The 17,350-nt window shown below is 68.6% G+C and carries 13 protein-coding genes; 10 read left to right on the top strand and 3 right to left on the bottom strand.

Annotated elements, in window-relative coordinates:
• Positions 1-68: 68 nt before the first annotated feature.
• The 7 genes from ASF80_RS09260 to ASF80_RS09230 all read left to right on the top strand — a co-directional run bounded on the left by ASF80_RS09260 (position 69) and on the right by ASF80_RS09230 (position 9,423).
• Complete coding sequence (locus ASF80_RS09260; protein ID WP_056310094.1) at positions 69-1,340, top strand: ABC transporter substrate-binding protein; 1,272 nt, start codon at positions 69-71, stop codon at positions 1,338-1,340.
• 6 nt (positions 1,341-1,346) lie between these two features.
• Positions 1,347-2,306 (top strand): carbohydrate ABC transporter permease, encoded by a 960-nt coding sequence (locus tag ASF80_RS09255; protein ID WP_056310092.1) that lies wholly within the window; start codon positions 1,347-1,349, stop codon positions 2,304-2,306.
• Positions 2,299-3,192 (top strand): carbohydrate ABC transporter permease, encoded by an 894-nt coding sequence (locus tag ASF80_RS09250; RefSeq protein WP_200934757.1) that lies wholly within the window; start codon positions 2,299-2,301, stop codon positions 3,190-3,192. Before ASF80_RS09255 ends, ASF80_RS09250 begins: the two co-directional genes overlap by 8 nt.
• A gap of 3 nt (positions 3,193-3,195) precedes the next feature.
• Positions 3,196-4,260 (top strand): LacI family DNA-binding transcriptional regulator, encoded by a 1,065-nt coding sequence (locus ASF80_RS09245; RefSeq protein WP_056310090.1) that lies wholly within the window; start codon positions 3,196-3,198, stop codon positions 4,258-4,260.
• Between the two features lie 45 nt (positions 4,261-4,305).
• Positions 4,306-5,475, top strand: a complete 1,170-nt coding sequence (locus ASF80_RS09240) for a Gfo/Idh/MocA family protein (RefSeq protein ID WP_056310088.1) — start codon at positions 4,306-4,308, stop codon at positions 5,473-5,475.
• 104 nt (positions 5,476-5,579) lie between these two features.
• Positions 5,580-6,173 (top strand): TetR/AcrR family transcriptional regulator, encoded by a 594-nt coding sequence (locus ASF80_RS09235; protein ID WP_056310086.1) that lies wholly within the window; start codon positions 5,580-5,582, stop codon positions 6,171-6,173.
• Between the two features lie 22 nt (positions 6,174-6,195).
• Positions 6,196-9,423: an efflux RND transporter permease subunit gene (locus ASF80_RS09230; RefSeq protein WP_056310084.1), complete on the top strand. Its 3,228-nt coding sequence runs from the start codon at positions 6,196-6,198 to the stop codon at positions 9,421-9,423.
• A gap of 110 nt (positions 9,424-9,533) precedes the next feature.
• Here ASF80_RS09230 and ASF80_RS09225 read toward each other — a convergent pair whose 3' ends face one another.
• The gene (locus tag ASF80_RS09225; RefSeq protein ID WP_056310082.1) at positions 9,534-10,430 is read right to left on the bottom strand and encodes an aldose 1-epimerase family protein; all 897 of its coding nucleotides are present in this window, start codon (positions 10,428-10,430) and stop codon (positions 9,534-9,536) included.
• 295 nt (positions 10,431-10,725) lie between these two features.
• Between ASF80_RS09225 and ASF80_RS09220 the strand changes: the two genes are divergently transcribed.
• On the top strand, positions 10,726-13,035 hold the full coding sequence (locus ASF80_RS09220; protein WP_056310079.1) for a DEAD/DEAH box helicase: 2,310 nt from the start codon (positions 10,726-10,728) through the stop codon (positions 13,033-13,035).
• A gap of 89 nt (positions 13,036-13,124) precedes the next feature.
• On the opposite strand, the gene ASF80_RS09215 is transcribed toward ASF80_RS09220, so the two are convergent.
• Together ASF80_RS09215 and ASF80_RS09210 are read right to left on the bottom strand one after the other, a co-directional pair.
• Complete coding sequence (locus ASF80_RS09215; RefSeq protein ID WP_056310076.1) at positions 13,125-13,664, bottom strand: YaeQ family protein; 540 nt, start codon at positions 13,662-13,664, stop codon at positions 13,125-13,127.
• Positions 13,665-13,749: 85 nt separating this feature from the next.
• Complete coding sequence (locus tag ASF80_RS09210) at positions 13,750-14,811, bottom strand: Rv2578c family radical SAM protein (protein ID WP_056310074.1); 1,062 nt, start codon at positions 14,809-14,811, stop codon at positions 13,750-13,752.
• Positions 14,812-14,894: 83 nt separating this feature from the next.
• Between ASF80_RS09210 and ASF80_RS09205 the strand changes: the two genes are divergently transcribed.
• Both ASF80_RS09205 and ASF80_RS09200 read left to right on the top strand, forming a co-directional pair.
• Positions 14,895-15,830 carry a M15 family metallopeptidase gene (locus ASF80_RS09205; protein ID WP_056310072.1) on the top strand — a complete coding sequence of 312 codons (936 nt, stop codon included), beginning with the start codon at positions 14,895-14,897 and terminating at the stop codon, positions 15,828-15,830.
• 163 nt (positions 15,831-15,993) lie between these two features.
• Complete coding sequence (locus ASF80_RS09200) at positions 15,994-17,157, top strand: acyl-CoA dehydrogenase family protein (protein ID WP_056310070.1); 1,164 nt, start codon at positions 15,994-15,996, stop codon at positions 17,155-17,157.
• Positions 17,158-17,350: the final 193 nt, after the last annotated feature.

The raw sequence follows: 17,350 nt of genomic DNA, 5'->3' as shown, positions 1-17,350 counted from the left end.
AACTGCTAATCGTTTAACATCCCGATTCCGCTCGTCACGATCCCCTGCACCCGTCAAAGGAGACACCGATGCCCCGCACGTCCCGTCGCGCCCTCGGCGCCCTCGCCGCCTCTGCGGCAGCCGTCCTCGCGCTCAGCGCCTGCTCGTCACAGGCCGGGGGTGAGAGCTCGTCCGGTGGAGACGTCACCCTCAGCTACGCCATCTGGGACGAGAACCAGAAGCCCGCGATGGAGGACATCGCGGCCGCGTTCGAGAAGGAGAACCCGAACGTCACGATCGACATCCAGGTGACGCCGTACAAGGAGTACTTCACCAAGCTGCAGACGGCGGCCACCGGTGGGTCCGCCGCAGACGTGTTCTGGATGAACGGCCCGAACTTCCCGCTCTACGCCTCGAACGGCCAGCTCGCACCACTCGACGACGCCGGAGTGGATGCGGCCGACTACCCGCAGGGCCTCATCGACCTCTACACGTTCGACGGAAAGCTCTACGGCGCCCCCAAGGACTTCGACACCGTCGCCCTCTGGTACAACAAGGAGCTCTTCGACGCCGCGGGTGTCGACTACCCGACCGCCGGCTGGACGTGGGACGACTTCACCGCGGCGGCCGCTGCGCTCACCGACCCGGCCACCGGGCAGTTCGGCGTCGCGGCGAGCCAGTACGGCCAGGAGAACTTCTACAACTCGATCGCGCAGGCCGGCGGCGAGGTCATCTCGGCCGACGGTACCGAGAGCGGCTACGGCTCGCCCGAGGCGCTCGCGGGCATCGAGCTGTGGACCGATCTGATCGAGGCGGGGTCGTCTCCGACCGCGCAGCAGATGACGGACACCAACCCCGAGGACTTCTTCCTCTCGGGCAAGGTCGCGATGTTCCAGAACGGCTCGTGGGCGGCCATCGCCTACGGGGACAACGCCGATATCGCCGACACCGTGAACGTCGCGCCGCTCCCCGAGGGGCCGGAGGGCAATCAGAGCGTGATCCACGGTGTGGGCAACGTCGCCAACGCGAAGAGCCCGCATCTGGCCGAGGCGCAGGCGTTCGCCGCCTTCGCGAGCGGCGAGGAGGCGGCGCAGATCCAGGCCGAGTCCGGCACCGTGATCCCCGCGTTCAACGGCACCCAGCAGGCGTGGGTCGACGCCCTGCCGCAGTACGACCTGCAGGTCTACATCGACGCCCTCGACACCGCCGTGCCCTACCCGGTCTCGAAGAACACCTCGGCGTGGACGAGCATCGAGAGCGAGGTGCTCTCGCAGGTCTGGTCGGGTGCCGTCGCCCCGGCAGAGGGACTGAAGGACCTCACCGAGCAGATGCAGACGGCGCTCGATGCGGAGCAGGAGTAACCGGACATGACCGTCGTCGTGTCACCTCCGCGTGCGCAGACGGAGCGGATGCCGGAGGCGCCCAGCCCCGGCATCCGCCGCCGCCGGCGCAACCCCGGTGCGTCCCCCTGGTGGGCTCTCGTCTTCATCGGCCCCACGGCCCTCGGCATCGCCGTCTTCTACCTGTGGCCGACCGTGCGCACGCTCATCATCTCGTTCACCAAGTCGGGGCCTTTCGGCGGCGCGGAATGGGTGGGGATCGAGAACTACGTCCGCCTGTTCCAGGACCCGGAGCTGATCGGGGCGCTGCGCAACACCGCCCTCTACACGGTCATCGCCCTCATCGGCATCCCGCTGGCAGTCGGCATCGCCGCGCTCCTGAACACCGCGGGGCTCAAGGGCCGCAGTGCCTATCGGACGCTGTACTTCATCCCCGTCGTCACGATGCCCGCAGCGATCGCGCTGGTGTGGCGCATGATCTACAACGGCGACTACGGCGTGCTCAACGCCGCCCTCGGCTCCGTGGGCATCGAGGGCCGGAGCTGGCTCACCGATCCGAACACGGCGCTCGTGGCCATCGCGGTCGTGGGCATCTGGGCGGGCCTCGGCACCAACATCGTGATCTTCCTCGCCGGCCTCCAGGGCATCCCCGACACGATCATGGAGGCGGCCGACCTCGACGGTGCGGGCCCGGTGCGCAAATTCTTCTCCATCACCATCCCGCTGCTGTCGCCGTCGATCTTCTTCGTCAGCGTCATCAGCGTGATCGGCGCGCTGCAGGTGTTCGACCTCATCTACATGATGCTCGGCCGCAGCAATCCGGCCATGCCCAACACCCGCACGGTCGTCTACCTGTTCTACGAAGCGGGGTTCCTCGACAACGACCGGGGCTATGCCGCCGCCGTCGCCTTCCTGCTGCTCGTGATCATCCTGGTGCTCACGGTCGTGCAGTTCCGTCTGCAGAAGAAGTGGGTGCACTATGAGTGAGGTCTCGCTCGACACGCGCGCCATCGTCGGCGCACCGGCCGGTCGCTCGGCCGCCCGTCCCGGAAAGCCTCGCAACAGGGCGCTCTGGATCGTCCACGTCGTGCTCCTCGTCGGTGCGATCCTCATGGTCTTCCCGTTCATCTGGCAGCTGCTGACCTCGTTCAAGACCCTGTCGGACTCGGTGCAGGTGCCGCCGAGCCTGCTGCCGCGCGAGTGGGTGTTCACCAACTTCGCCGAGGTCTTCGACTCGATGCCCTTCGCGCAGATGTTCGCCAACTCGGTGCTGCTGACGGTCGGCCGCACGGTCGGACAGGTCGTGCTGTGCACCATGGCCGGCTACGCCTTCGCCCGCATCCCGTTCCCCGGACGCAACGCGCTGTTCGTGGTGTTCCTGTCGGTGCTCATGGTGCCGTCGCAGCTGTACCTGCTGCCGCAGTACGAGATCATCCAGTCGCTCGGGTGGCTCAACACCCTGCAGGCGCTGATCGTGCCCGGGATCTTCAGTGCTTTCGGCACGTTCCTGATGCGTCAGTTCTTCATGTCGATGCCCGCGGAGCTCGAGGAGGCGGCCCGCATCGACGGGGCGAATCCGTGGCAGACCTTCTGGCGGATCATGGTTCCGCTCGCGAAGCCTGGCATCATCGCTCTCGTGGTGTTCACTGTGCTGTGGTCCTGGAACGATCTGCTCTGGCCGTTGATCGTGACGACCGACCCCGCCAAGATGCCGCTGTCCGTCGGGCTCTCGCAGCTCGTCGGCATCCACGGCACCGACTACCCGGTGCTGATGGCGGGAGCGCTGCTCGCGACCCTGCCGATGCTGGTGACCTTCATGATCCTGCAGCGGCAGTTCATCCAGGGCATCGCCTTCAGCGGATCGAAGGGCTGACCGATGGCAGAGCGCAGGCAGCAGTCGACGACCTCACGGCGTCCGACTCTCAGGATGGTCGCAGAGCGCGCAGGCGTCTCGACCGCCACTGTGTCGTACGTGTTCTCCGGGCGCTCGGGCGCGGCATCGGGGGCAGGCGTCGCCGAGGCGACCGCGGCCAGGGTGCTCGCGGCGGCCGACGAGCTCAACTACCGGCCCAACATCGCGGCGCGGACGATCCGCACCGGGCGCAGCGGCATGGTGCAGCTCTCGCTGCACATGCTCAGCGACCCGTGGTCGCTCGCGGTGGCCGATGCCGTGAACGTCGAGGCGAACAGGCACGGCCTCACGACGCTCATCCTCGCCGACGGAGACTGGCACGCGGCTCTCGACCGGGTCGAGAGCGACGTCGCCTACCTCGACGGCGTGGGGATCGACGAGGATGCCGAGCGCAAGCTGGCCGACCTCGTGCAGCGCGGCCAGCGGCTCGTCGTGTTCTCGGAGCACCTCGAACCCGCCGGATTCGACGTCGTGCGTTCGGATGCGATCCCCGGGTGCGAGCTCGCGATGGACCATCTGCTCGAGCGGCACGTGCGGATCGGATGCCTGGCCGCCGAGGGCGCCGTGCGTCTCGCGCCCACGCAGATCACCCGGTACTCGCCGTACCTCGAGAAGATGGCGGATGCCGGACTCGAGGTCGACCCCGAGTGGACGGTGACCTACACCGAGGGGCAGGCGAGTGCCTTCGCCGCGGCGGTGCGGCTGCTCTCGCGCGACGACCGGCCGGATGCGATCTACGCGACGACCGACTTCGCGGCCATCGCGGCGATCAACGCGGCGCACATGCTCGGGCTCCGCGTGCCGCATGACGTCGCGGTGATCGGCGTGGGCAACACCCCCGACGCGCAGCTCATCGCGCCCACCCTGACCACGGTCGGCCCGACCGACTTCTACGACCGGCAGGCGCGCATCATCATCGACCGCGCGCTCGCGGTAGACGACGCACCCGGGCTGCTGCACGAGTTCGCCTGGTCGCTGTTCCCCGGGGCGTCGACGGACCTCGACGCCCCCACCACTCTCGCGCGCTGACGCAGGCGTCCGCGCGCACACGATTCGACTCTCAGAAGGACCACCGTGGATCTCACCATCGGAATCATCGGCTTCGGCGCGCGCGCCACACTGCGCGAGGAGGTGCACCGCCCCGGCCAGGGGTCGCGCATCACCGCGATCTGCGACCCGTCGGAGCGTGCGCGCGACGACGCCCGGCGGCTGCTCCCCGAGGCTTTCGTCACCGACTCGCTCGATGAACTGCTCGCCTCAGGAGTCGACGCCGTCATGGTGCTGACGCCCGACGACACGCACGCAGCTCTCAGCATCCGCGCCCTCGAAGCCGGTGTCGCGGTGTTCTGCGAGAAGCCCCTCGCCATCGACCTCGCCGACGCCGACGCCATGCTCGAGACGGCCCGCCGCACCGGCAGCCGGCTCTACATCGGTCACAACATGCGCCACATGCCGGTGATCACCCTGATGCGCGGGCTCATCCAGGACGGACGGATCGGAGACGTCAAGGCCGTCTGGGTGCGCCACTTCGTCGGTCACGGAGGCGACTACTACTTCAAGGACTGGCACGCCGACCGTCGCCGCACGACGGGACTGCTCCTGCAGAAGGGGGCGCACGACATCGACATCATCCACTGGCTGGCAGGCTCCTACACGGAGCAGGTCGCGGCGATGGGCGAGCTCAGCGTCTACGGCGGCATCACCGACCGTCGCGATCGCACCGGAGAGCGGATGCCCGACTGGTTCAGCGTCGACAACTGGCCGCCCGCATCGCTCACGGGCCTGAACCCGGTGATCGACGTCGAGGACATCTCGATGGTGAACATGCGACTGTCAGGTGGCATCCTCGCGTCGTACCAGCAGTGCCACTTCACGCCCGACTACTGGCGCAACTACACGGTGATCGGCACCGAGGGGCGTATCGAGAACTTCGGCGACACCGCCGGCAGCGAGGTCAGGCTGTGGAACCGGCGACACCGGGGTGCCGCAGACGCCGACGAGACGTTCGTCGTTCCCGCCGCTGAGGGCGCAGGGCACGACGGCGCCGATGCGCTCCTGGTCGCGGAGTTCCTGCGCTTCGTGCGCGACGGAGGAGTCACCGAGACCTCTCCGGTGGCGGCTCGCGAGGCGGTGGCCGCCGGCATCCTCGCGACCGAGTCCTTGCGCGGCGACGGTTCGGCGATCACGATCCCCGCTCTGGACGCCGACCTCGTCGCCTACTTCGAGCGCGGCCAGGTCGAGTAGACCGGATGCGGAACCCCCTGCCGGGCGAATCTCCAGGTTCGCCGAGCAGAATGTACAAACGTACATGTACGTGCGTACAGGCATGACAGCGCAGGGGGATCCGGATGAGCGAGGGCACACGCCGCCGCCGCGACCCTGAGGCGCGCCGTCTGGAGATCGTCACCGCGGCCGCCGAGCTGATCATCGAGGTCGGCGTGGACGCGCTCACCCACCGCAAGGTCGCCGCCCGCGCGGGTGTGCCGCTCGGTGCGACCACGCAGTACTTCGCCACGCTCGACGACCTGCGCGAGGCCGCCATCGGCGCGCTCGCCGCCGAGATCGAGGCGCGCATCGACGAGACCCGCCGCGCGGTGGTGGTCGAGGGCGTGACTCCCGCGGGCCTCGCGAAGCTGGTGCATCAGGGCCTCACCGATGCGCGTGCGATCCAGGCCGACCGCGCCGTCGTCACCGCGGCCGTGCACGACCCGCGGGTGCGGGCGTTCGCCAGGCAGTGGTCCGACGAGATCGTGGGATTCATCGCCCCCGTTCACGGACGAGATCGCGCCAGGGCCGCCGCCGTCTTCATCGACGGCGTACTCTGGCACTCTCAGATCCACGACGAGCCGCTCGACGAAGAGCTCATCCGCGACGCCCTCGCCGGGATCCTCACTCCTTCTCCGGCGTCCCCCTCCGCATCCGCCGCCGCAGCATCCGCCTGATCCGATCGAGAGAGAATCCGCCTTGTCGAACCTCGCCGTCCTGAGTCTCAAGAACCGCGCACTGATCGCACTGATCACGATCGTCGCCGCCGTGTTCGGCGGGCTCGCTCTGACGAACCTCAAGCAGGAGCTCATCCCGTCGCTCGAGCTGCCCAACCTGATGGTCATGACGACGTACCCCGGTGCGTCGCCCGAGGTCGTCGAGAACGACGTCTCGACGCCGATCGAGTCGGCGATCCAGGGCGTCCCCGGACTCGAGGGCACCACAGCGACGAGCACGACCAACGCGTCGATCGTGCAGGCGACCTTCGCCTACGGCACGAACCTCGCGACGGCCGAGCAGAAGATCCAGCAGGCGATCAACCGCATCTCGGGTCAGCTGCCCGACGACCTGAGCCCCCAGGTGCTCGCGGTGTCGATCGACGACTTCCCCGTGATCCAGGTCGCGGTGACCGGATTCGACGACGCCGAGAACGCGCAGGCCGAACTCACGAGCGTGGCCATTCCCGAGCTCGAGGACGTCGACGGCGTCAACGCCGCACAGCTCATCGGAGGCGTCGGTCAGCGCATCACGATCACGCCCGATGTGGCGGCGCTCGCCGCGGTGGGGGAGAGCACCCAGGCGATCAGCACGGCCCTGGAGCAGAACGGCACGCTGTTCCCGGGAGGTGACATCACCGAAGACGGTCAGACCCTGACGGTGCAGACCGGTGCGAAGATCACCTCCGTCGAGGAGATCGCCGCCCTTCCGCTGGTCGGCACGACCGCCAAGGTCGGCGACGTCGCGACCGTCGTGCAGGAGACCGACCCGATCTCGTCGATCTCACGCGTCGACGGCGAGGACGCCCTCTCGATCTCGATCACCAAGCTGCCCGCCGCGAACACGGTCGAGGTGTCGCAGGGGGTCATCGCCGCACTCGACACGATCGAAGAAGCCTTCCCCGACGCGAAGTTCACCATCATCTTCGACCAGGCGCCCTTCATCCAGCAGTCGATCGAGACGCTCGCGACCGAGGGGCTGCTCGGACTCGTCTTCGCGGTGATCGTCATCCTCGTCTTCCTGCTGTCGATCCGCTCGACACTCGTCACGGCGATCTCGATCCCGACCTCCGTCCTGATCACCTTCATCGGGCTGCAGGCCTTCGGCTACTCGCTCAACATCCTGACCCTCGGCGCGCTCACGATCGCGATCGGACGAGTGGTCGACGACTCGATCGTCGTGATCGAGAACATCAAGAGGCACTACGTCGGCGATGCCGACAAGGGCGATGCCATCCGGCTCGCCGTGCGCGAGGTCGCGATGGCGGTGACGTCGTCGACCATCACGACCGTCGCCGTGTTCCTGCCGATCGTGTTCGTCGGAGACATGGTCGGAGAGCTGTTCCGGCCGTTCGCGATGACGGTGTCGATCGCGATGGTGGCCTCGCTGCTCGTGTCGCTGACGATCGTCCCGGTGCTCGCGTACTGGTTCCTGCGCCCGGGCAAGCCGCTGCTCGACGAGAACGGCGTGCAGATCGACCCCGAGCACCCGGATGCTCCGCCGACGCGCCTCCAGAGCGCCTACCGCCCGATCCTGGGGTGGACCCTGAAGCACTCCGGTCTCACCGTGATCCTCGCGGTCGTGGTGCTCGGAGCCACGCTGGCCGCGGCCCCGTTGATGAAGGTCAACTTCCTCAGCGACTCGGGTCAGAACACCATGACCGTCACGCAGGACCTCGGTCCGACCGCGAGTCTCGAGACCAAGTCGGAGGCCGCCGTCGCGGTCGAGGACGCGCTGCTCGAGATCGACGGCGTCACCACCGTGCAGGCCTCGATCGGCTCGAGCGGATCGGCGCTGCGCGATGCCTTCTCGGGCGGAGCCGGCGTGACCTACTCGGTGCTCACCGACGCGGACGCCGACCAGGAGAAGCTCCGCACCGCGGTGCAGGACGCGATCGAAGACCTCACCGACGTCGGAGAGGTGTCGGTCGCAGCATCCGCCGGTCTCGGCTCCAGCGACATCGAGATCTCGGTCACCGCGTCCAACGCCGACGACCTGCAGACCGCCACCACCGCTGTGGTCGACGAGCTCGAGGGACGCGACGGCATCGGCAAGGTCACCGACAACCTCGCCGCCGCGCTGCCCTACCTGGCCGTGGTCGTCGACCGCGACGCCGCAGCCGCGCGTGGACTGTCCGAGGTGGCCGTCGGCGCGCTCGTCTCGAACACGATGCGTCCCCAGCAGGTGGGTTCGGTCGAGATCGACGACACCGCGCTGACGATCTATCTCGCGGCAGCCGAGCCGCCGACCACCGCGCAGGCCCTGCGCGAGCTCACGATCCCGAGTGCCCTCGGAGTCGTGCAGCTGCAGGACATCGCGACGGTCGAGGAGCGCAACGGCCCGACCTCGATCACCACCGAGCAGGGACGCCGCACCGCGACGATCACCGTGCCGCCGGCATCCGACAACCTCGCCGTGGCGACGCAGTCGGTCACCGAGGCTCTCGCCGCCGTCGACCTGCCAGATGGCGCGTCCGCCGAGGTCGGTGGCGTCGCGACGCAGCAGGCCGACTCGTTCTCGCAGCTCGGTCTCGCGATGCTCGCCGCGATCCTGATCGTCTACGTCGTGATGGTGGCGACGTTCAAGTCGCTGCGTCAGCCGCTGCTGCTGCTCGTCTCGGTGCCGTTCGCGGCGACCGGTGCGATCCTGCTGCAGATCGTCACGGGAGTGCCGCTGGGCGTGGCCTCGCTGATCGGTGTGCTGATGCTCATCGGCATCGTGGTCACGAACGCGATCGTGCTCATCGACCTCGTGAACCAGTACCGCGAGAAGGGGCTGTCGACTCTCGACGCGGTCAAGGCCGGTGGCGAGAAGCGTCTGCGCCCGATCCTCATGACGGCGCTCGCGACGATCTTCGCGCTGACCCCGATGGCGCTCGGCATCACCGGGCACGGCGGGTTCATCTCGCAGCCGCTCGCGATCGTCGTGATCGGCGGGCTCATCTCGTCGACCGTGTTGACGCTCATCGTGCTGCCGACCCTCTACAACCTCGTCGAGGGGGCGAAGGAGCGGCGTCGGGCCCGCAAGGCGGGATCCGGCGACGACGGGTCTGCGCCGGTCGACGGCGACGAGCCGTCCGACGGGCCTGTGCCTGCCGGCGATCTGGCGCTGGCTGGTGCAGGTGCCGGTGCCGGGGTCGGTGCGGGTGACTCGGGGCTGCCGCACGCACCGCAGTTGACCCGACGGGAGATGCGCGAGCGCGGCGAGTAGCCTCTGCCGCGTTCACAACTCAGCACGACTGAGCCCGATGCCCGCCCGGAAGCGATTCCCGGGCGGGCATCGGCGATCTCATGCTGAGTTGTGCACGTGAGCGGCCGAGCTCAGTCGAGCGTGATGCCCCACTGCAGGGTCCAGGTCTCGCCCGGCGCGAGGCGACGGACGCCTGTGCCGCTGTTCAGCGCATCGGCGGGAGCGGTCATGGGCTCGATCGCCACCGCAAGGGACTGCCCCGGGTACTTGTCGGTCGTGTAGACCTGCACGAAGTCGAACCCGGCGCCCTGCCAGAGGGTGAGGCGGCGCCCGTCGGGTGCGGTGAGCGAGTGCCGCACGAGTCCGTCGGCGTCGCGCTCGAGGTCGGTGAATCCGGTGTCGAGGTCGACGTCTCCGAGGCGGGCGCCGTCGCGAAGCGCAGCATCCGCAGGCTGCGTGCCCGTGGGCAGCATCCGCTCGTCGGTCGTGACCTGGGTCTGAGCCGGCACCCGCAGCACGAGATCATGCGGGTCGACGTCGCCGATGGTGACGAAGGGATGCGTGCCGAGTGCGACCGGCGCCGCCGTCGCCGAGCGGTTCGTCAGCGAGTGCGTGACGTCGATGCCGTCGGCGCGCAGCACATAGGTGACGCTCGTCTCGATCAGGTACGGGTAGCCGGTCTGCGGAACGATCGTGGCGCTCAGCGTCGTCCCCGACGCCGTCTCTTCGATGCCGTAGGCGGTGAAACGCAGCAACCCGTGGCTCGCATTGCTGAACTTCGGCTCGGTGATCGCCAGCTGGCGCTCCGTGCCCTCGTCGTTCCACCGGCCGTCTCGCACACGGTTCGGCCAGGGCGCGAGCACGACTCCCGAGCATGAGGGGGTCGGAGAGTCGGCCGGATACGGCGAGATCAGGTCGACCGAGCCGATGCGGAGCGATCGGAGGGATGCGCCGACCTGGGCGATCTGGGCGCTGACGTCGCCGAGCTGGAGGTACACCTGGGTGCCGGTGGGGGATGCGGAGTTCACCCCGCAATCGTATGGCGAGGTGTGAGTGCCAGGGGGACTGGGCGGATTTTCAGGAGCGACCGCTACACTTGATGGGTCGGCTTCGGACACCCGCGCAGTGCGCGGACGTTTTTGTGTAAGAAGTGTGAGTCCAGGGGCCGATGGTGAGCGTCGCTCGACGCTAATCAACCATCACATGAATGGCCCCGGCCGCTGACAGTCCGGACAACCCCGCGTGGTCGCATCCGATCGCGCGCAGGGATACCGCGCGTGTGCGCGGCGCCGTTCTCGTGCGAGAACTCAGAAGGACACACCCATGCCCAAGAACAAGAAGCCCCGCGGCGGCCGTCCCGCCGCCAACTTCGAGCCGCGCTACGGCGCGAGCAAGACCTCGTTCCACGATCGCCACGCCGGCGGCCGCGACGCAGGTCGCGACACGCGCGATTCCCGCGATGCTCGCGGCGGACGCGCGGATGCCGGTGAGCGCCGCACCTCGACCGCAGGTGTCGACCGTCGCCCCGGCAGCCGCAGCGCGAGCCACCGCGGCTACCGTCCCGCCGAAGAGGGCGCGCCCAAGCAGCGCTGGAGCGCTCAGGAGCGTGCGGGTCGCGACGAGTCGCGCGGCATCCGCAACCGTGCCGAGTCGGGTCGCCGTGAGGCACCGCACAACCGCGACGACCGTCCGCGCTACAACGACCGTGCCTCCTCGAGCTTCGACCGTCCGCGTCGCGATGACCGCGGCGGCCAGCGTCCGACCGGCCCCGGCACGTACCGCGATGAGCGAGGCGGCCAGCGTGACGAGCGTCCGCGCCGTGACGACCGCAGTGCGGGCACGCAGCGCCAGGGCTTCCGTGACAACGATCACCGCGACGGCGGACGTCCGGGCCGTGACGACCGCGGTGGCCAGCGCTCCGGTGGCTTCCGTGACGACCGCGGTGACCAGCGTTCCGGTGGCTTCCGTGACGACCGCGGTGGCCAGCGCTTCAACCGCGACGACCGTCCTGCCCGTTCGGGTGACCGCACCGAGCGTCCGCGCTTCGACCGCGCAGCATCCGAGCGTCCGCGCTTCGACCGTGACGACCGTCCTCGTCGTGACGACCGTGGCGCAGGCCCGCGTCGTGACGACCGTGGCGGCGCCGAGCGCTCCTACGACGCCGACCGTGCGCGTCGTGCCTTCGACCGTGACCGCACTCAGCGTTCGATCGAGGGTGGCCGCGACGAGCGCTCGCGTCCCTCGACCGGTGGCGCGTACCGCACCGAGCGTCCCCGCCCGCTGACGTCGGACACCCGCGGGCGGCCGGCGCGCAACGAGCGCCCCAGCCGCAACGACTGGAACGCCACGTCGAGCGCGGCACCCGCCAAGAAGTTCGAGCAGACCGATGACGTCGTGCACGAGCGTCTCGAGGCGAAGTCCGTCGCTGCCGTCGAGGTCGACGGTGTGACCTTCGGTGACCTCGGTCTCGGATCCAACATCGTCGAGACCCTGGTCGGCATGGGCGCTGCGACGCCGTTCCCGATCCAGGCTGCCAGCATCCCGGCCGTGCTCGAGGGGCGCGATGTCCTCGCCCGTGGCCGCACCGGCTCCGGCAAGACCATCGCCTTCGGCGCACCGCTCGTCGAGCGCGTGCTGCAGTCGCAGGCCGGCAAGCGTCGTGAGTTCGGTCGGTCGCCGCGTGCGATCATCCTCGCTCCGACCCGCGAGCTCGCGCTGCAGATCGACCGCACGATCCAGCCGATCGCCCGCAGCGTCGGCCTCTTCACCACACAGATCTACGGTGGCGTGCCGCAGGGCCGCCAGGTGGGTGCGCTGAAGAAGGGCGTCGACATCGTCATCGGTACGCCCGGTCGCGTCGAGGACCTCATCAACCAGGGCAAGCTCGACCTCTCGGACTGCCGCATCGCGGTGCTCGACGAGGCCGACCACATGTGCGAGCTCGGATTCGTCGAGCCGGTGCAGCGCATCCTGCGCCACACGGCCGACGGCAGCCAGAAGCTGCTCTTCTCGGCGACGCTCGACCGTGAGGTCGCGGCTCTCGTCGACGAGTTCCTCGTCGACCCTGCCGTCTACGAGGTCGCCGGTGAGGACCAGGACTCGAGCACGATCGAGCACCGCGTGCTCGTGATCGAGCACCGCGACAAGGCCGACATCCTCACCTCGCTCGTCGACCGCGAGGGCAAGACCCTGGTCTTCGCCCGCACCCGTGCGTATGCCGACATGCTCGCCGAGCAGTTCGACGACGCCGGCATCCCCGCGGTCTCACTGCACGGTGACCTCAACCAGGCCAAGCGCACGCGCAACCTCGAGCGTCTGACCTCCGGGCGCGTGAACGTGCTCGTCGCGACGGACGTCGCCGCCCGCGGCATCCACGTCGACGACATCGACCTGGTCGTCCAGGCCGACGCCCCCGACGAGTACAAGACGTACCTGCACCGCTCGGGCCGTACGGGCCGCGCCGGTCGTTCGGGCCGCGTCGTGACGCTGATCACTCGTCAGCGCCAGCGCCGCATGACCGAACTGCTGGAGCGCGCCGAGATCGACGCCCCGTTCGAGAACGCGCGCATCGACGACGACCTGATCGAGGAGATCGCCGGTCGAGTTCCGACCGCGGCAGACCTCACGGCCTGATCCGTCACGCTCGAAGGCCCCGTCCCTGCATCTGCGGGGGCGGGGCCTTCGTCGTGCGTGGGATGCGCGGGGATGCGCGCCATGTCGACTCAGCCGAGTTCGTGCTCGTGGATCGCCGTGGTCAGGGTCGTGCCGTTGAGGTCGAGGTAGAGCACCTGCTCGGTGACGGTGAGCGTCATGGTGTTGCGGCGCTCGATGAGCGGTGCAGCGGACTCGATGAATCCGGGATCGAAGCTGTAGACGCGGATGTCCTCCGAGCGGTGAATCTTCTTGTCGGCCCACGGCGCCATGACCTTCGCCGGGTCGCGGTGCGTGTAGACGACGGTGCGCTCGGCGAGACGGCTGCCGTAGTGCAGGCGCTCGGCGTCGGGGGCTCCGATCTCGATCCATGCGGTGGTCTGGCCGGTGAGGTCGCGCACCAGAACCGCCGGTTCGTCGGTCTGCGAGATGCCGCCGCCGAACGTGATGCCCTCGGTGAACTCGAGCCCGTAGGCGAGCACGCGGGTGAGCATGTACGCATCGGTCTCGGACGGATGCCGCGCCACGCGCAGCGAGAAGTCGTCGTACACACCACGATCCATGTCGGCCAACTGGACCTCGAACGTGTGCATTGTGGAGCCGATAGCCATAACGCCCGAGCCTACGCGCCCTGGAGGCACCCTCCCGACCTCGCCGGATCGCATTCGGCGCCTCGCCGAACGCGCCGATCGGCGGTCAGAACAGCATCGGCTGTGCGGGGGCGGGCGCTGGCGCGACTGAGGGGGCCGGGCGTCCGTGCGGAGCGGACGACCGGATGCCCCGCACCGGGTAGTCGTCCTCGTGCTGCCCGTCGAGCCCGTGCATCCGGATCAGGGGTCGCGCCCGCTTCGCGAGCCATTGCCGATACCCCTTCGGCGCCTCGGCCGAGACCCCGGGATAGAGCCCTCGATACGACGAGACGAGGTCGGGTCGGAACTCGCCGAGCCACTGCATGAACCAGGGCTTCACGCCGGCGCGGAGGTGCAACGCACCGTAGATCACGCGACTGGCTCCGGCCTCTTTGATGCGGCGCAGAGCGGTGTCGATCGCCTCGACCGAGTCGGTCATGTGCGGCATGATCGGCATCAGGAACACGGTGACCCGGAAGCCCGCATCCCGCAGCGCCCGCACGGTGTCGAGCCGCGCCTGCGTCGTCGGGGTGCCGGGCTCGATCGCCTTCTGCAGGTCGTCGTCGTACATCGCGATCGACATCTGGATGTCGACGGGCACCCGCTGCGCGGCCTTGACCAGCAGGGGGATGTCACGCCTGATCAGCGTGCCCTTGGTGAGGATCGACATCGGCGTGCCCGAAGCGGCGAGAGCCTCGATGATCCCCGGCATCAGCTTGTAGCGCCCCTCGGCGCGCTGATACGGATCCGTGTTCGTGCCGAGCGCGACGGTCTCGTGCTCCCAGCTGCCCTTGCGCAGCTCCTTCTGCAGCACTTCGACGACGTTGACCTTCACGACGATCTGCGAGTCGAAGTCGGATCCGCCGTCCAGATCGAGATACTCGTGCGTTCCGCGAGCGAAGCAGTACACACAGGCATGACTGCATCCGCGGTAGGGGTTGATGGTCCACGCGAAAGGCATGCGCGAAGCGCCCGGAACGTGATTGAGTGCGGACTTCGACAGCACCTCATGGAAGGTCATGCCCGCGAAGTCGGGCGTGGTCACCGTGCGGAGGACGTTCGAGCGGTTCTCGAGTCCGGGCAGCGCCGCGGCATCGACGTCACCGAGTTTCTGTCCCTGCCACCGCATGAGAACCATTCGAACATAGAAACGATACTGGAGTCAACCGGAGTGCGACATATGTTCTATCCGACTTAAGGGACAATGGGAGCATGTACTTCGCGCCGCAGCCTCAGCATGCGGCGCCGCGCTCCCCGATTCGCGGACCCGCCCTGCCCATCGGTCTTGCGGTGACCGCCGTCGGCATCCTGCTGTCGATCGCCGGCGCGCCCATCGCGAACTCGGCGGCGGAAGAGGCGGAGATGCCGCAACCGCTCGTCGTGCAGGAGGTCCCCGCGGTCGAGGTCGGAGCGACCACGGCGGCTGACCCGTGCTCGGAGCCGACGGTGCTGGAGGCGATCTCGGTGGCCGATGATGCGGCGATCATCGCCGGCTTCGGCGGTGCGGAGAGCTTCCGGGCAGCCGTCATCGCCGGCAACGCGCCGTGCGTGGCGCTCGACGATCCCGCCCATGTCTGGGTGGTCGTGAACAAGGCTCGTCCGCTCGCCCCTGTCGCCTTCGCGCCATCGTCGCTCGCGGACATCCCGCTGCAGATGACGACCGCGTCAGGTCAGGCGCGAGCGGATGTCGCCTCGGCTGTGGGCGAGATGGCCGCTGCCGCGGTGGCCGAGGGCGCCGGGCGCATCGGGGCGAACAACGGCTACCGCTCGTACGACCTCCAGGTGGCGACCCATGCGTCGCACGTGCGCGACAGCGGGCAGGCCGGTGCGGATGCGTCATCCGCGCGAGCGGGCCACAGCGAGCATCAGACCGGTCTCGCCATCGATCTCGTGGCGTGCGATTCGCGGTGCGGGGCGATCGAGGCGTTCGGCGCCACGGCGCAGGGGGAGTGGATCGCGGCGAACGCCTGGGAGTACGGATTCATCGTCCGCTACGAGCAGGTCGGCTCGGGCGTCACCGGGTACAAACCCGAGCCCTGGCATCTGCGCTACCTCGGACGCGACCTCGCTGCCGCCTACCACCACGGCGGGTATCACACGCTCGAGGAGTTCTTCGGGCTCCCCGCCGCGCCCGATTACACGCACTGAGGCACGGCCGAACGTCGTCCGAACGGCCGCATTGCGGCATCCGACAACCGCGGTACCCAGTCCCACCGATTGTGGGATGCATTCTCACAACGGGCTGTCCCGGTGTCGGTGAACCGGCATAGAATCGCCGGAGCAATGACGCACGAACGTTCAGGAGGACGCAATGGAACGCGACATCTACGAAGAGGATCACGAGGCATTCCGCGACCTCGTCAAGGATTTCGTCAAGCGCCACGTGACCAATGAGGCGATCGAGGGCTGGGACGCCGCGGGCGAGATCGACCGGGCGACCATGCTGGCAGCCGGTGAGGCGGGCCTGATCGGGCTGTCCGTACCCGAGGAGTTCGGCGGCGCCGGGATGCTGCAGGACTACCGCTTCCGCACGATCGTGATGGAAGAGGTCATCGCCTCCGGCGCGGGGTCGCTGGCCGGTGCCTTCGGCATCCAGGACGACCTGGCCGTGCCCTACCTCGTGCACATGGGCACGCAGGAGCAGAAGGAGAAGTGGCTTCCCCGCATGGCGACGGGCGAAGTGCTCGGTGCCCTCGCGATGACCGACCCCGGTGCGGGCTCGGACCTCCGCGGCATCAAGACGAACGCCAAGAAGGTCGACGGCGGCTACATCCTCAACGGCGCCAAGACGTTCATCTCCTCCGGCACGACGGCCGACGTCGTGGTGACCTTCGTCAAGACCGGCGAGGGCAATCGTCCCGACGCGTTCAGCCTGCTGCTCGTCGAGAAGGGCATGGAGGGCTTCGACCAGGGCAAGAAGCTCAGCAAGATGGGCTTCCACGGCTGGGACACGGCCGAGCTCAGCTTCACCGACGTGTTCATCCCCGACGAGAACCTCATCAGCGGCAAGGAGGGTCAGGGCTTCATCCAGCTGATGCTCAACCTGCCGCTCGAGCGTCTCTCGATCGGCGTCGCCGCAGCCGCAGCCGCTCAGGCAGCCCTCGACTGGACCGTGGCCTACACGAAGGACCGCGAGGCGTTCGGCGAGCGCATCGCCGACTTCCAGAACACCCGCTTCCGGCTCGCCGACATGGCCGCGACCACCGACGCGATGTGGGCGTACATCGACCGCGCGCTGCTCGCCTACAAGAACAGCACGCTCACCGCCGAGGATGCCGCGAAGGTCAAGTTCTGGGCGACCGAGCGCGAGTGGGAGGTGCTCGACACGGGCGTGCAGCTGCACGGTGGCTACGGCTACATCATGGAGTACCCGATCGCCCGCGCGTTCACCGATGCCCGGGTGCACCGCATCTACGGCGGAACGAACGAGATCATGCGCGACCTCGTCGGTCGCCAGATCGTCGGCAAGCGCTGACGCACCCTCTACGAGAAGGGCCCAGGATGCCGTCATCCTGGGCCCTTCTCGTTGGGACGGGGGCGAACTGAGGAACCGATCCCCACTCCCGGGCACAGATTCGGAGGGTGGGCGCGACGCGCCGGGGCCGGCGGCCGGAGCACGGCGCGCCGCACACCGGCATCCGAAGCTGTGCCCGGGCAGGCGGGCAGGC

Origin of the sequence: Microbacterium sp. Leaf159, assembly GCF_001423615.1 — a bacterium.
In the GTDB taxonomy this organism is placed as follows: Bacteria; Actinomycetota; Actinomycetes; order Actinomycetales; family Microbacteriaceae; genus Microbacterium.
Note: the sequence above shows the minus strand (reverse complement) of the source record. Positions and strands in the feature narration are given on the sequence as shown.